Here is a 13,776-nt window from a genome sequence, read left to right as displayed (position 1 = left end):
TTGTGGTCAGGCGGCCGTGGCGATGCCGGTGGTGCCAGCCGGGGTGTGGATGCCGGTAGGTCGGCGGATCCAGGCGGCGTAGTCGGCGATGGCCGCGATCTGGGTGTCGGTGAGGTAGGCGACCTTGACCCGGCGCGGGATGCCGCCCTCGGCGAGCAGGTAGGCCGCGCCCTGGTTGGTGGGGGCGATGTCGTTGGCGTTGTAGCCCTGCTCGGCCCAGCCCTGGCCGAGGATGATGTTGGAGCTGTTGCTGGTGGTGCAGCGGAACGCGCACCGGTAGCCGAAGATGTCGCGCAGCGACGTGGGGATGATGTCGAAGCTGGGCCGCTGGGTGGCGGCGATGACGATGACCCCGGCGGCCCGGCCACGGGCAACCAGATCCCTGAGCAGTGCGGCGAATTCCTTCTGCTGCTGTTCGGTGCCGATGGTGGCGGAGTAGTAGGCGATCTCGTCGACCATGGCGACGATGACCGACAGCCGGTCGTCGCGGGCGATTTTGCGGCGGCCGTGGGCGCGTAGCCAGGCGTAGCGGTTGTTCATGACCTGCTGCAACCGGCGCAGCGTGGTCAGGGCGTGGTCGATGTCGGGGCCGACGAAGGCGTCGGCGACCTGCTCCCACATGCCGAGTTCGACGAGCTTGCCGTCGAAGAGCACCAGGCGGGTGTTGTCGGACAGGGCGGCGTGGGCGGCGATGGTGTTGAGCAGCCCGGATTTGCCGCCGCCGGGTTCGCCGGCGGCGAGGACGTTGCGGTAGATGAGTTCGAGGTAGACGGGGGCGCCGAACTCGTCGATGCCCAGGAACACGGGATCGAACATCGACAGCATGGGTCCGACCGGAACCTCGGCCGGGGCGGGTGTGGCCCAGTTCGGAATCCGGCCGGGCTCGTCGGGTTCCGCAGCGCCTGCTGCGGTGACGGTGGACATGGTGGTGCCTCCATTCGAGGGCGTTGGGTGGGCGCGAGGAGCCCCGTAACGCGACTGCCTCGCGCCCGATCGATGGGTGATGTGGCGAAACGGCTGGTCAGTCGATCCAGTCGGAGAGGTCTTCGCCACGGGCACCGGCGACCGCCGGGGCGGCGGCTGGCTTGCTGGCCGGTGCGGTGCGCGGGGTGGGCATCGGGCGGATGCGGACGGTGGCCGGCTCGGCCGGCATGTCGGGCAGATCCAGCGCGGTCGGAACCTCGACGGTGGTGGGTTCGGCGGCCGGGGTGTCGGGGTCGACCAGGCCGACCAGCGGGGAACCCACGGTGGCGGTGAGCGCGTCACGGCGCTTGATGTCGAGCCGCACGTAGGCGGCGTTGCCGTCGCTGGCCCGCTCCACGGTGACGGTGGAGGCCCAGCAGGCGACGGCGATCTTGTCGAGTCGGGCGTTGAGGTCGGCCAGCGACAGGCCGGTGCGCAGCCAGACCCAGACGCGTTCGCCGACCGGAGTGGGCTTGGCCCACAGGATCAGCGGCAGGGTGCCGGACTGGTTGGCGATGATGAACTGCGCAAAGCAGGTCCGGATCCGGTGCCGCACGATGAAACACCACGCCAGGGCCACGATGCGGCGACGGGTGTAGGGAACCGCGGCGGGCACGCCCACGATCAGGGCGACGACCGCGATGCGGACGGCGAGGGTGGTGTGGTGGGCCAGGGCGGTGAAGCCGTACACGACCGCCAGGCCGAGGAGGGTTTCGGGGGTCCACCACCACAGCAGCCGGATCACCGGCCAGATGCGGACCAGCGCCCAGACGATGGCGCCGCACACGAGGCCGAGGGCCATGCCGACGAACAGGGCCAGGATCGGGTGGATGTAGGACGCGGCGACGGTCGCCGACAGCAGGCCGACCACGAAGGTGGTCAGGAAGAACGCCAGCTTGGCGTTGCGTTCCGAGGTGCGGTGCACCCGGGCCTCGATGACCGTCACCGTTCCGGATCCACGTTTCCAGGAGCGCCCGGACGACCAGCGGCCGTTAGACTTGGACATGACACGTCCTCCCAAGACATTGGGCTGGATGGGTAGATGGCGTGGGGTCGGCAGGTGTAGGAGCCGTTACCGACCCCGCGCCAGTTCTTCTTCGGTGCGACCACACAACAGGTGGTCAGCGGTTCAGGGATGTAGGAGCCGTCACCATCCCCGGAGCCGGATTCAGTTGGGGTAGCGGACGAAACGGTCCGCGTTGGCCTCAGCCACGAACACCAGGAGCAGTCAGCAGCACCGGCGAGTGAAGGTCACTTGCCGGAGGCGGGGACCTGAACTGGCTTGATCGCGGTAGCGCGGAAACTCACGCCGTTGCGCCCGTTGGTCGCCCAGGGCAGGGCCTCCAGATCGGAGACGGCCACGAGCTGTCCCACCTTCACGTCGGGCTTCTCTCCTGCCGTGTGAACGGTGATGACCTCGCCGCCGTCCTGGTCCAGGACGAACACCTGCGTCGACCACATCAGCCGGCCCGTCTCCTTGTCCGACCGCTGCCTGCCGTTCTGGTCCAGCCTCTCGACCGGCTCCTTCGTCGCCGTCACCTGCTTGCCGGTGGTGTCCACGATGAGCTTCACTGCGTCCTCCTTGTCATGAGCGAGTCCCTTGTGGACTACTGCTCGGTTATGCAAAGCGCTTTCGCTTGCAACTCAAGGAGACAGGGCGCGAGGTGACGCATACACAACGTCGCTGGGACGTTTAGGACGCTTGCGGTACGCTCGATGCGTCCCGTGACCCAGGGAGGGGTCCTGATGGCGAATGAACGGTTGCGAGCAGCACTGGAACGCCGTAGGACATCGATTGAGGCTGTGGCTACAGCGGCCGAGGTCGATCCGAAGACAGTCGGTCGATGGCTCGGAGGACGGACGCCACATCCTCGGCACCGGTGGACGGTGGCGAAGTTCCTCAACGAGGACGAAGAGTTTCTCTGGCCGGGAGCACAGCGCAAGCCTGCTGATACTGGGACCGCCAACGCCGAGATCGTTGGGGCGTATCCATATCGGAGCGACATGCCGCACTCGGGATGGTGGGAGCTGATCGAACGTGCCGGGCGCCAGATCGACCTGCTCGGCTACACGCTGTACTTCCTGCCCATGGAGCACCCACGGTTGATCGAGGCGCTCCAGGAGAAGTGCAGTAACGGCTGCAAGGTTCGGGCCGTGATCGCGGACCCCGAGTCGAAGTACGTCGCGGACCGTGATGCCGAAGAAGACCTAGCCATGACACTGGTCGTTCGCATCCACACGTCGATGAAGTACTTCGCGCCACTGTTGCAGTGCGAGAACTTCGAAATGCGCCAGCAGAACGTGCCGCTGTACAACTCGGTCTTCCGCTTCGATGACGAAATGCTGGTCACGCCGCACCTGTACGCCACGCCTGGGGCGTCCGCGCCGATGTTGCACCTTCGCAGGCTCGGCCCTAACGGCATGTTCTCCCGCTTCGCCACGCACTTCGACAGCGTCTGGGCGACAACAATGCCGGTGAGGGATGATCGGCCGAAGAAGAGCACACGTGCCAGGAGCTAGACAGGGAATGCGATGGGGCGGATCGACTACTACCGGGACACGGACGCACCTCAGGCAAACTCCCTCGTACCCGCGGCTTCAGCGGTTGTGGTCGACCAGGCCGGACGGCTGATCCTTCAGCGCCGGGCCGACAACGACCTGTGGGCGCTACCGGGTGGCGCGATGGAGATCGGCGAGTCCGTTGCGGAGACGGTGGTTCGAGAAGTCCGGGAGGAAACCGGGCTGGACGTGCGTCCCGAGTACATCATCGGCGTGTACACAGACCCTGAACATGTCTTCGCCTATGACGATGGCGAAGTCCGCCAGGAGTACTCGGTGTGCATCGCGTGCCGAGCGCAGGGCGGCCAGCTTCAGATCAGCGACGAGTCGACCGAACTGGGCGCGTTCACGCCCGAGGAAGTCGAGAAGCTGCCCATGCATCCACGGATCCGGGCTCGCATCCTCGACTTCCTCGCCGGCGAGCGAGGCGCAGTCCGCTAGACGGCGCTCGCACCGAAGGCGCGCGCCCGACTCAGCACGTGATCGATCGCAGCGCGGATCTCGTCCGAGGCGGCCATGATTGCTCGGGGGACGCTGTGGTCTTCGCCGTAGCGTTCCCGGATCTCGGCCAGCCGGGTGTCGAACGTGACCGGCAGGCCGACCGGACTGGTGGTCATGTCGCAGTACCAAACACCATCGCGAGCGAGCGTGTTTTCGTCGGGGAACTCGGCGAGCTCGTCGGCCAGGCCACGTAGCTCCGCCTCGTACTTGGCGCCTGAGTGGTTGGCGACCAGCCCGCACAAACGGGGATCAGCGTCGAGGCTGCGCAGGTAGCGGGCCCCGTCGAGCGGATGAAAGCCGGTGTCTTGCACATCGGGGGCGTAGCCGATGTCATGCAGCCAGGCAGCGACCACTAGGAGGTCAGCGTCTTCGCCGGCCAGCGGTCGAAGACTCTCGGCTTTAGCGGCGACCGCCTGCACATGCCCCCATCGTCGGGGCAGCGGTTCAGCCATGCGAGCCGCAGCCAGCTCGCGCGCCCATGTAACTGAGTAAGGCATGGCCACGACGGTAGAGCCGATCTTGACCAGAACCGATACGCAGACGAGAACGTCCCACATCCGTCCCAAAACGTCCCTGCCGGTCACGCCCGTTGAAGCCGCCAAAAGACCACCTTGGCTTACCGTCGAAGAGCCACGGACGCCTATCAAAAGGTGGTACCGGAGCCAAGCACACGTCGTACCCTTGTTACAACTGCACCACACCCGTCACAACCGAACCACTAGCCAGCACCATTATCTTGATCGTCATCAAGAAGGCCTGGGAGCGGAACTTCGCCGGGGATGGCCCGGACCTTTCCCGGCTTTGATTTAAACATCTGCATCTCAGCTTTATTAGCGACCTCCGAGGAGAGGCGAGCCAACTGTTCCGAGATTGCTATAGTGGTGCCCTTACTGTCCACCTCTACGGCAATTGTTCCATCATCGGATTCAACGGTACCTCTGAGCAGGGCCCGTCTGGCATCTTCGAGCATTAGCCTCTCCAACCGCAGACCCCTAAGCTCAGGCAGAAGGGCCTTGTAATAGTCCCCTTCCGTCTGGTTTGTTTTGCGAAGATGAGCAAGGATCGTCTCAATTTCCGCTTGCCGATCTTCAATCAATGGGAGTTCAACGTTGATGCTCTGAATCAGAGCATTCCAGGCCTCTGGCAGGAGATAAATCAGCCGACCCTTCAGTTGACGCTGCCTGCTGTTCAGACGTATAGCTTCAGCCTGATCCAAGGTTGTTTTACTAATCGCAGTATCCAAATACCGCTGCGAGTGAACCAGGAATGTCTTCGTAGTCATAGCAACGAAGTCAACTCCCGCTACTTGCCGCGCCTCCAATATCAGTTCTGGGAGCGCAGAGACGGTCTTCCCTTTTACTCTAAGGAACCAATCCTCTTTAGTATCTCGGGTAACGAATAACAGTGGGACGGATCGAGCTTTGGCCTCCAAAAGGCTTTGATGCCAAACGAGGTAATCCCCACACGGGTCACCCTCACTCTTGCCTGCATCCTTGAACCCCGGAGGGATCTTCTCCTCAATCCTTCGTTGCGCCTCTTTCCTCACGGCCGCCTCTTCCTCTGGGGCGAGCGGAGGTCCCACCTTATTGTCTAGGAGATGCTGCAACTGCTTCAATACAGGGTCGTCACTGACAAACCGATCAGATACGCCGTGGCGAGCCTGCAACTGATTGAGATGAGCCGAAAGCGCATCCAGCCCGCTTGTCACATGTCGAAGAATCTCGGTACGTTCCCCGTCAGGAAGAGCTACCCGATTGGCAAACTCGCGCAACTGTTTAGCCAGCTCAGCGTCGTACTTCTGCCGGAAATCATGACCTGCTTTCAAAACTTCGCGATACGAATCGCCGTGTCCCGAGATCACCGACACGCGATTGCGGTGGAACTCCAACGCTACCTGGTGTGACACCCAAAGCCGGCCACCGAGGCTATGGAGGACACGCAGAAGCTCTGCACGAGCGTCAGAAGCGTATCGGTACGCATCCAGCAGCACGTTTGCGTCGAGGGTGATCACCCCCTTGGTGAAGACGCGGCCGATCATCTCTTCGTCTGGCGGAAGGTACTGCCGGAATTCTTCGCTGAAGCCCGCCATTGCTCCTCTTTGTTCCGCACTTCGGGGGATAAAGTTGCTCGGGATGCGAGCGTAGTCATGTTCAAGCTGTCGGTCCACTAACCCATCGCCACTTCCGGGTGACACGCCAAAAGACCGACAGCCTTGGTACTACCGCAGCCAGAGCCGGGACGCAGGGCACCAGCGAGCGGCACCGTTAGGCGATCGTCTGCCGATCGTGACGCGCTGAGTGTGGATGACGGGGGGTGCCGCTCGGGATGTGCCATATCCGGCAACAAACCGGCCGGCCGCCGGAAGCTACTTCCGAGTCGGGAGGAGTTTCTGTACGGCTTCAAGGCGGCCCGAACCGGGCCGCACGCGCCGCCGATCGGGCGCCTGGCCGCCGCTGCCGCTGTCGCTCGGCGGCGACCAGGCCGACGCCCATCGGCTGGCGCGAACAGCGAGAAGCCCCCAGGGCCGCCGAAGGACGGGCAGCGCCGAGGCTCGTGATGTAGGGGGGCCGGCAGCCGGCCGACGGCGAGCTGGACGCGCGGCGCGGCGCGGCAGCCACGCCGCGCCGTAGCGCGGGTTGGGGCGCCGCGCTGGTCGGGCTCTTTGCCTCCGGCGGGGGCGCTCCGGCCCCGGGATGGCCAAGATCCGTGCAGCCGTCGCGGTGGGTGGGTGGTTGCGCGGAGCCATCCCGTCCGCCGTCGACCCGGGCAAGCCGAGCAGACCCCCGCCCGGGCCGCCAGCGCCCGTACTCGCGTTACGGCCCGTACGACGTGGCGGCCCAGGCGGCGGCCCGCTCCCCGGAGGGCGGGTCGACGGCGGACGGGATGGCGAAAGGCGTTCAGAACGGTGGGGTGTCTTCGGGCACTGGTTCATACCTATTCACGACAACTGGTGAGCCCGTCTGGGGCCAGGTGTAATGGCCTTCGAGAACTGCCCGAAGGTGTGACTGGCACAACTCTGAGTGTCCAACGCACGGACCGGGTGAACACGCTGGGTCGTCGCGATACCAGACCTTGAACGCGGCTTTGTTTCGGCAGGCTGCGTTGTGTCGACCAGATCCGGAGCACATCTGATACGCACGTCCGTACCACCTGTTGGCCTTGTAGGCGCGCGCATAGTGGGCGGCATGAAACGTAAGATGGTCGTCATCGACATGTTCAGCAAGAAAGCCTCGGGCGACCTCGAACCACTCATCACGTTCTTCCGGTGGCATCTTGGCCAGATATTCTCGGCCATACTCAAGAGCGATGAACCAGGCGGTCCGATCACGAAGCTCCGCTTCGCCTATTTCTAGGTTCCATTGGCGTTCGTACTCCTCAGCAAGTGCACGACACCGCTCATACTGACCATCAGGGAGCCACTCACTAAGGTGTTCCCAAGCGCGTTCCAGATAAAAGATAGATGTTGTGAGACTATCCGCCTTTAACTCGGCCGCCAGCAAGGTTGGATCGGCATCTGCAAGGCCGTCATCCGGTTCATTCTTGGCTTCATCAATTGCATCCGTCGCATCACTAAGGGCCTTGTCGTATTCGTCTTGGTGTACGCACATGTGCCTCAGTATTAAATCGACTTGGTTACGCACCGCATCCTCAACACCCTCATTTGAGGGTGCATGCACCAGGATATTTCCTTGGACATTGTAGAGAGGACGCTCTTCCCGAATCGATTCCGTCTCGGCCTTAAGTGCGGCTTCTCTAGTATCGAAATGCTCGACAGTAACTCGGGCGACCTGAGACCACCAGGGTTTATCGGTCCGATGGTCACCCATCCGCTGCGGCAAATCAGCGGTGATGCCCACATAAAGAAGCACGTCCGTGCGGTCCCAAAAGCGATAGAGGGCATGGGGTCGAGTGGCGAGGTCGCGCAGAGCGGCACTGATCTTTGGCATGTCGTGCTCCTCTATACCCACACTGGCTACCAAAAGCGAGGTGAAGCAATCTTTACCTCCATCCCTCTCTTGCGCCACCTTCGCCTTACTTTGGCGGCACGGAGGATATGAATAAGCCGAATGACGAGTCGCGCAAGCGGATTACGTCCGATGTCGGGCAGTAGGAGGTCTTCGTCATCGGCGGGCGTGACCCACACGAACCGCCTGACTGGACGTTCTCTATTCGTCCTCGACCACTCAAGGCCGTTCGCATCCACGAAGTGCACCTCAAGTGCAACGCCAAAGTCCGAGGGGTAACCCGGATATGGGATCAGACAAGAGCCTTCCCGGCGCACTTTGACAATCTCATCGGCCTTAGTCCACTGCGAGAACGCCGTCCCACGACGACCAGTTTTCGAGGCTCTAACCCTGACGTCCATCACCGGCTCGCTACTAAAATTTACAACCTCCCATCCTATCTGGAGGTACCTGCCGTCAGAACTTGTCTCCGTTATCCGCGTGAATACGAGGCGGGCTTGGTTAGCGCTGGCAGCTGTTTCCTCTTCGCGTCGGATCCGAATCTCATGCCGCAGTAGGAGGCCGGTGAAGACCAGTGCGCCTGTCGAAATAATCAGACTCGCGATGCTGCCCCAGGCTTGCATCCAGTCAGTGATCTTCGGGGCTTCGGCTAGATACACTGAGCCAGGGTACGGGGCAGGAGCAAGCACCAGTCGCGACGCGATCAGACATCAGCCGTCCTGATCGCATAGTGCCGTACAGCAGCGAAGTACAGCAACCGACCGCACCGAACCAGACCACGACCGACTGCAACAGACCGCGTGACCTCCTACGAGACTTCAAGCGACCAGGTTGCCCGTAGTTCACACCGAAGAGGTCACTGGTTCGATCCCAGTATCGCCCACCAGCATTGATGCAGGTCAAACGCCCGTCACCGGCTCGCCGGTAACGGGCGTTTCCCGTTGCGTCCCTTACGTGGGGAGCAAATGGGGAGCACAAGATCATTCACGTTGCGACGGGCCGGCAGACGGGCGTGGACCGCGCCCGCGTGGCGGTCACGCCGCGGCGGCCGGCCGCCCCTGCTCGGTCGGCGCTGACTGCACGGATTCCCAGCGGCGTTGCAGCGCCTGGGTCAGGCGCTGCTGCATGGCCGGCGTGACGTGGCTGTAGATGCCGCGCACCCCGCCGAGTCGGTGACCCAGCCGCCGGGCCTGGGCGATCTCGGGGATGCCGTCCTCGATCAGCCAGGTCTTGTGGGTGTGACGAAGGTCGTGGAAGTGCATGCCGGCCAGGACCGGCGGGATACCGGCGGCCGGGTCGCCGGCCACCGCCGGGGTCCAGGCCCGACGGTTGAAGTTGGAGCGGCGTTGGAAGCTCCCCCGGGCACCGGGAAACACGATCGGATGGTCATGGGCGTCGAGCATCCGGGTGAGCTGGTCGACCAGGAAGGGCGGCAGCTGAATGTGCCGGACGGAGTCGGCGGTCTTGGGCGGGCCGAGGAATAGCTTGCCGCCGACCTCGTGCAGCGCGCCGACCTCGGGGTGCACGTAGATGGTCGCCCTATCCAGGTCGATGTTGTCGTGGTCGAGGCCAGCAAGTTCGCCCCAGCGCATCCCGGTGTATGCGGCGGTGATGACCATCAGGGCGTCGATGGGCCGGCGCATCCGGGCGGCGATCGCGGCGACCTGCTCGGTGGTGGCGTGCGGGCGTTCCGGGCGATTCGGGTTGGCCACCCGCACTCCCCGGCAAGGGTTGAACGGGATCCTGCGATCTTCCACGGCTTCCTGCAACACCATCGACAACACCATGACCACGTCGGCGGCCGAGCGCGCCGCCAGGGTCTTGCGTAGCTCGACGACGAGGGCTTTGACGTGCTGGCGGCGGATCGCCACCAGCTGGAGATGACCGAGTCGGGGCAGGATGTGTATCCGCAGGTGGCTGCGGTAGGCCGCCCAGGTCGTGGGCGCGGCCTGGTGGGTGGCGGCCCAGATCTCCACCCACTCCCCCAAGCTGATCTTCCCGTCACGAGGGTCGATGAAGGCGTCGCGGGCCATGTCCACGTCGATCTCCTTGGCCCGCAGCTGCGCGGCCGGTTTGGCCTCGTGCAGCGAGTCGGTGATCACGGTGCCGTCGGGTAGCCGCAGCCGGACCCGAAACGCGCTGCGGTGACGTTCTACCCATGCCATGTACTGCTCCCCTGGTCGTGGTTGTGGTCAACGCGGTCGGGTGGATCCACGCTTCGCATCGGCCGGGTGGGCAAGTCACGATCCCGGACGGTGGACCGCGGCGTGCGGCGGCGGGGCCGGCGGCCGGTCGGGGCTTGGCCGTGCTGGGCGACGATCGCGGCGAGGTCGGCCGCGGAGAACCGCAGGTGCTTGCCGAGGAAAGTGCACGGGATTTGCCGGGCGGCGGCCTTGCGCCGCAGCCATGACTCACGCACCCGCAGCAGTTCGGCGGCCTCGGATGGGGTGTAGAGCAACTGATTGCCTTCCCCGGTCGACGAGGGCGCGGCCGACAGGTGGGGATCGAGAGACCGCTGCGCCGTTTGGCAGGCCAGATGACGGTGGGGATTGGGGTGAGCGGTGGACGCGACGGGCTCCTTGACGAAGGGTTCGGCCGATGAAGCCGGAAACGGGGGTGGAAACAAGCAAGCCCGGCGCCTACAGCGGGCGCCGGGCTTAAGACGGAGGTCGAGCCATCACGACGTAGTCAACGGATTGTCCGAGTAGATGCCTGGGCTTGTGGATGTCCTGGCTTGGCTCAATCCCGGGCAATCGGGCATGCACTCCCGTAGGCGCGGCAAACGACAACCGCGGCTGCCTGGACTGGGACAAGATGTCCACATGATCGATGCGAACGGTAGGGCCGTCCCGGCGCGGCTGCGTCGGCTCTTCGCTGTTTGGGATCGGAAGGGTCGGCCGGGGCAGCTGGCGATCGGGTGGAGCCGGTCGTCGTGGTCGACGTTCCTGCCAGTTCACGCACCACTGCTTGCCCGGTTGCCCAACCCGATCGATCGTGCCGCCGTAGTGGCTTCGGTGCGCGGTGACGACGAACGAGCGGCTGTGGAGGCATTTATCGCAGCCATGGTGTGGGGGTACGGCCGGGTCGGGTACGGCCCGTTTCGGACCGCACGCGTGCTTACCGAAAACAAGGATGCCGCCCCCATATTGCGCGAGGCGGCCGATCGGGTGCGTAGCGATGGTGGGCCGGAGGCGTTCGCGTGGCTGGCGAAGAACCGCTTGAACTGGCTCGGCGTAGCGTTCGCGACCAAGTACCTGTTCTTCTGCAGCGCTGGGTCGTCCGCGACGCCGGCGCTCGTACTGGACCGCCTGGTACAGGCCTGGCTACGTGAGCACGCCGGCTGGCGAGTCCGCCTCGACTGGCACGCGGCCGACTACCGCGAGTACGTGCACACAGCCATCGAGTGGGCCTTCGAGCTAGGGTGCGCCCCCGCCGACGTGGAATACCTGATGTTCGCCGACGCCGCCTCCAGGAACCCAACCGGCCAATGGGCCGGCCCGAACTCAACTGGCGACTCGGCCGCCGGCGGGCAACCGCCAGGCGACGCTCGGCCAGACGTCATGGCCGTCCTTGACGCGCTTGACGAAGCCGCCGAGGCCTTCGCCGCACTGCCGGCCACCGCAACGCCGAGCGACACAGCGGACTTCGAGCGAGGGCTTCAGCAGCTACGCCAAATCGTGCTGGGCCATCAATGACGGCATGGGCGAACGGGCCGCACCTTGTAGGGCTGCGCACTCCCGGAAGCCGCTGGTGTAGCCCTGCCACCGTTCATGGCAGTCGGCGAGTTGCTGTCGCTGACCGTCGTGAGACCCGCGCCGGCAGGAACAGCCACTCGGTGTCGCGGATGGGGCTCTTGCAGTCAGGTTGCAAGTATCGGCCACGTCACTACCGGCGTGCTGCCGGCTCGCCTGGCCAGTAGGACTGGCAGGTCACGGGTGGATACAAGCTTGCAAGCAGCAACGGATTAGGAAACCGTTGCTCTATCCCCTGAGCTATGAGGGCGACGGGCACTAGGGTACCTGCCAGCGGCTATCAGCGTGCGTCAGGGACGCTCACCCACCGAACAGCAGCGACAGCGCCGACCGGCGATCGCACACCGATCACATGGACCGCCGTGATCTTGCTCGACGATCACGGGCACGCACCCGCTGCGCTACGACTCGTGCTTCGATGTACGTGACCCACGCTTCATTGTGGGGGGCGTCAGTCACCTATGGACACGCACCTCGAATGGTTGGTAGTCGTTGAGCTCAGCGGCGTCCTGTACTTGAAACCCCGCCCTCTGCAGGATTCGCATGATAGACGCCGCCATCGCTTCCGCAACCGCACCATCGAAGTCCATGTCAGCGTGGGTGTAATCGCCGGCTTCGAAGGCACGTCGGGATGCCGCAGCGAGCTCCGGATGCGGACGCCACCGGACATGCACGCCACCTATGGCGTCGGCGACGGTGTCCACGTACACCAGAGCACCCATGTGGTCATCTATGGCGTCCACCTCCATCGCGGCGGGTAGTCCCGCCCTGGACAGAGCGGAAACGACCTCATCGGCAAGTCGATTGAGGTCTTCGATCTCTTCGGGTGACCGGTGTGAAATGTTGAACGGCATGAGTCCTCTGCGGGAGCATCATCAATCCAGATAGGAAAGCGCCACCTCAATGGCTTCGCCTGGGGACCCGGCCACACGCTGTGGGCGGTCCCGCCTCGTCAATTCGACGCGATATGCGTCGTCCGAAGTCTGCGTGATCCACGTCTCGTCACCAGACCGATCAACGGGATTTCTGGCCAGACGCAGGAGCGTGGTATGACTGACAACCGGAAACAAGCTTCGGATCCGACTGTTTGCGTAGGCCGCCCGTAACAGAGGTCGGATCGATTCCAGGTCCCCATCCTCGAGAAGTCGCTGCCATTGTGTCGTGACGGGGTCACCGCTCTCGTACGCCTGCGCCAACTCAGTGCAGGACATGAACGGGAACTCTCCGGTCAACTCAGTGAGCGTCGCGCCTCTGCGCCACGCGTCAGCGACCATCACCGTTGCCGTGAGATCGTCCGTTGCGCCACGGGCCCAAGGGTGCGTTTTGCCATAGATATTGACATCAAAGAACCGCCTCTCCGCCCCGAGTAGGACCGAAATAGTCCCCCTGCCAGAGTCGATCATGGCGGAGTTGAATCGTCCTGATCTGGAGTGAACGCCGACCGTTCCCAAATCAATATTGTTGCGCCGTGCCACGTCGCTCATTGCCGCGGCAAGTCCACCCTGCCGGATGAGATCCGGGTACAGGTCGGGATCGAGGACCTCGGTGAGCGCAGGTTCGGGTTGCGCGTCGCTCTCTGCCATCGTGGCACGCCTCCGGGACAGGTAACCAGGTATTCAGAATACGCCGACAGGGCCACGTGGCTTCTGGTGGTCGGAGCCACATGGCCCAGCCACCTATTTAGGCAGGGGCGCCAATCGCCCAAAGGTGGACCAGTCCGGCTCGGGAACGGTCATGAGGTTTCCGTCGGGATCAAAGAACTTCATCGAACTCCATTCACGTTGCCCGTTGGCGACGGCCCTGGCGATCCAGCCCATCTCCTCCTCGGTTGCATACGGATTAGGGAAATCCGGATCCCGCTTGAGACCTCTCAGCGCCATCGTCTTGAAGTCCGCCCCAAATCCCTTTGTGTTCACATACAGTGGCATGCTTCCGTCCGCAATCGAACTCATCACAGGATCTCGCCATGCATCAGGGCTCAAGTCGAGGAAGTGACCGATCCCTCTCGACAGAGCGAATTGCCTGGTGTCAACGAC

General features: G+C 63.8%; 14 protein-coding genes. 3 read left to right on the top strand and 11 right to left on the bottom strand.

Annotated elements, in window-relative coordinates; genetic code table 11:
- Nucleotides 1-6 precede the first annotated feature (6 nt).
- The 3 genes from Pme01_RS19260 to Pme01_RS19250 form a co-directional block, all read right to left on the bottom strand.
- Nucleotides 7-825 (bottom strand): FtsK/SpoIIIE domain-containing protein, encoded by an 819-nt coding sequence (locus Pme01_RS19260; protein WP_239088343.1) that lies wholly within the window; start codon nucleotides 823-825, stop codon nucleotides 7-9.
- Nucleotides 826-1,021: 196 nt separating this feature from the next.
- Complete coding sequence (locus tag Pme01_RS19255) at nucleotides 1,022-1,969, bottom strand: hypothetical protein (RefSeq protein WP_205864249.1); 948 nt, start codon at nucleotides 1,967-1,969, stop codon at nucleotides 1,022-1,024.
- 245 nt (nucleotides 1,970-2,214) lie between these two features.
- The gene (locus Pme01_RS19250) at nucleotides 2,215-2,535 is read right to left on the bottom strand and encodes a hypothetical protein (protein ID WP_168116606.1); all 321 of its coding nucleotides are present in this window, start codon (nucleotides 2,533-2,535) and stop codon (nucleotides 2,215-2,217) included.
- A 315-nt stretch (nucleotides 2,536-2,850) separates the two neighbouring features.
- On the opposite strand from Pme01_RS19250, the gene Pme01_RS19245 reads away from it, so the two are divergent.
- Together Pme01_RS19245 and Pme01_RS19240 are read left to right on the top strand one after the other, a co-directional pair.
- Nucleotides 2,851-3,483, top strand: coding sequence for a phospholipase D-like domain-containing protein (locus Pme01_RS19245; RefSeq protein ID WP_168116605.1), 633 nt, complete (start codon nucleotides 2,851-2,853; stop codon nucleotides 3,481-3,483).
- A gap of 12 nt (nucleotides 3,484-3,495) precedes the next feature.
- Nucleotides 3,496-3,963 (top strand): NUDIX domain-containing protein, encoded by a 468-nt coding sequence (locus Pme01_RS19240; RefSeq protein ID WP_168116604.1) that lies wholly within the window; start codon nucleotides 3,496-3,498, stop codon nucleotides 3,961-3,963.
- Here Pme01_RS19240 and Pme01_RS19235 read toward each other — a convergent pair.
- From Pme01_RS19235 to Pme01_RS19215, 5 genes are all read right to left on the bottom strand, one after another.
- On the bottom strand, nucleotides 3,960-4,580 hold the full coding sequence (locus tag Pme01_RS19235) for an HD domain-containing protein (RefSeq protein WP_239088328.1): 621 nt from the start codon (nucleotides 4,578-4,580) through the stop codon (nucleotides 3,960-3,962). The two genes, Pme01_RS19240 and Pme01_RS19235, sit on opposite strands and share 4 nt — an antisense overlap.
- A 161-nt stretch (nucleotides 4,581-4,741) precedes the next feature.
- Nucleotides 4,742-6,112, bottom strand: a complete 1,371-nt coding sequence (locus Pme01_RS19230; protein WP_168116603.1) for a PIN-like domain-containing protein — start codon at nucleotides 6,110-6,112, stop codon at nucleotides 4,742-4,744.
- An 808-nt stretch (nucleotides 6,113-6,920) separates the two neighbouring features.
- Nucleotides 6,921-7,970 (bottom strand): GIY-YIG nuclease family protein, encoded by a 1,050-nt coding sequence (locus tag Pme01_RS19225; RefSeq protein ID WP_168116602.1) that lies wholly within the window; start codon nucleotides 7,968-7,970, stop codon nucleotides 6,921-6,923.
- A gap of 1,052 nt (nucleotides 7,971-9,022) precedes the next feature.
- Nucleotides 9,023-10,153: a tyrosine-type recombinase/integrase gene (locus tag Pme01_RS19220; protein WP_168116601.1), complete on the bottom strand. Its 1,131-nt coding sequence runs from the start codon at nucleotides 10,151-10,153 to the stop codon at nucleotides 9,023-9,025.
- On the bottom strand, nucleotides 10,141-10,446 hold the full coding sequence (locus Pme01_RS19215; protein ID WP_203935744.1) for a helix-turn-helix domain-containing protein: 306 nt from the start codon (nucleotides 10,444-10,446) through the stop codon (nucleotides 10,141-10,143). Before Pme01_RS19215 ends, Pme01_RS19220 begins: the two co-directional genes overlap by 13 nt.
- 364 nt (nucleotides 10,447-10,810) lie before the next feature.
- Here Pme01_RS19215 and Pme01_RS19210 point away from each other — a divergent pair, with 364 nt between their 5' ends.
- A complete protein-coding gene (locus tag Pme01_RS19210; protein ID WP_168116600.1) occupies nucleotides 10,811-11,683 on the top strand; it encodes an 8-oxoguanine DNA glycosylase OGG fold protein in 873 nt (290 codons plus the stop codon).
- 512 nt (nucleotides 11,684-12,195) lie between these two features.
- On the opposite strand, the gene Pme01_RS19205 is transcribed toward Pme01_RS19210, so the two are convergent.
- From Pme01_RS19205 to Pme01_RS19195, 3 genes are all read right to left on the bottom strand, one after another.
- A complete protein-coding gene (locus Pme01_RS19205; protein WP_168116599.1) occupies nucleotides 12,196-12,594 on the bottom strand; it encodes a hypothetical protein in 399 nt (132 codons plus the stop codon).
- Between the two features lie 21 nt (nucleotides 12,595-12,615).
- On the bottom strand, nucleotides 12,616-13,323 hold the full coding sequence (locus Pme01_RS19200; RefSeq protein ID WP_168116598.1) for a DUF6193 family natural product biosynthesis protein: 708 nt from the start codon (nucleotides 13,321-13,323) through the stop codon (nucleotides 12,616-12,618).
- Nucleotides 13,324-13,416: 93 nt separating this feature from the next.
- On the bottom strand, nucleotides 13,417-13,776 hold a 360-nt coding region (locus tag Pme01_RS19195; protein ID WP_203935736.1), incomplete at its 5' end, for a hypothetical protein.

Origin of the sequence: Planosporangium mesophilum, from assembly GCF_016863255.1 — a bacterium.
GTDB lineage: Bacteria > Actinomycetota > Actinomycetes > Mycobacteriales > Micromonosporaceae > Planosporangium > Planosporangium mesophilum.
This window is presented reverse-complemented; position numbering and strand designations above follow the sequence as displayed.

Coding starts and splice junctions, on each gene's coding strand:
- Pme01_RS19220 (WP_168116601.1), bottom strand. CDS start 10,153: ATGGCATGGGTAGAACGTCACCGCAGCGCGTTTCGGGTCCGGCTGCGG.
- Pme01_RS19235 (WP_239088328.1), bottom strand. CDS start 4,580: ATGTGGGACGTTCTCGTCTGCGTATCGGTTCTGGTCAAGATCGGCTCT.
- Pme01_RS19260 (WP_239088343.1), bottom strand. CDS start 825: ATGCTGTCGATGTTCGATCCCGTGTTCCTGGGCATCGACGAGTTCGGC.
- Pme01_RS19200 (WP_168116598.1), bottom strand. CDS start 13,323: ATGGCAGAGAGCGACGCGCAACCCGAACCTGCGCTCACCGAGGTCCTC.
- Pme01_RS19225 (WP_168116602.1), bottom strand. CDS start 7,970: ATGCCAAAGATCAGTGCCGCTCTGCGCGACCTCGCCACTCGACCCCAT.
- Pme01_RS19230 (WP_168116603.1), bottom strand. CDS start 6,112: ATGGCGGGCTTCAGCGAAGAATTCCGGCAGTACCTTCCGCCAGACGAA.
- Pme01_RS19240 (WP_168116604.1), top strand. CDS start 3,496: ATGGGGCGGATCGACTACTACCGGGACACGGACGCACCTCAGGCAAAC.
- Pme01_RS19210 (WP_168116600.1), top strand. CDS start 10,811: ATGATCGATGCGAACGGTAGGGCCGTCCCGGCGCGGCTGCGTCGGCTC.
- Pme01_RS19255 (WP_205864249.1), bottom strand. CDS start 1,969: ATGTCCAAGTCTAACGGCCGCTGGTCGTCCGGGCGCTCCTGGAAACGT.
- Pme01_RS19205 (WP_168116599.1), bottom strand. CDS start 12,594: ATGCCGTTCAACATTTCACACCGGTCACCCGAAGAGATCGAAGACCTC.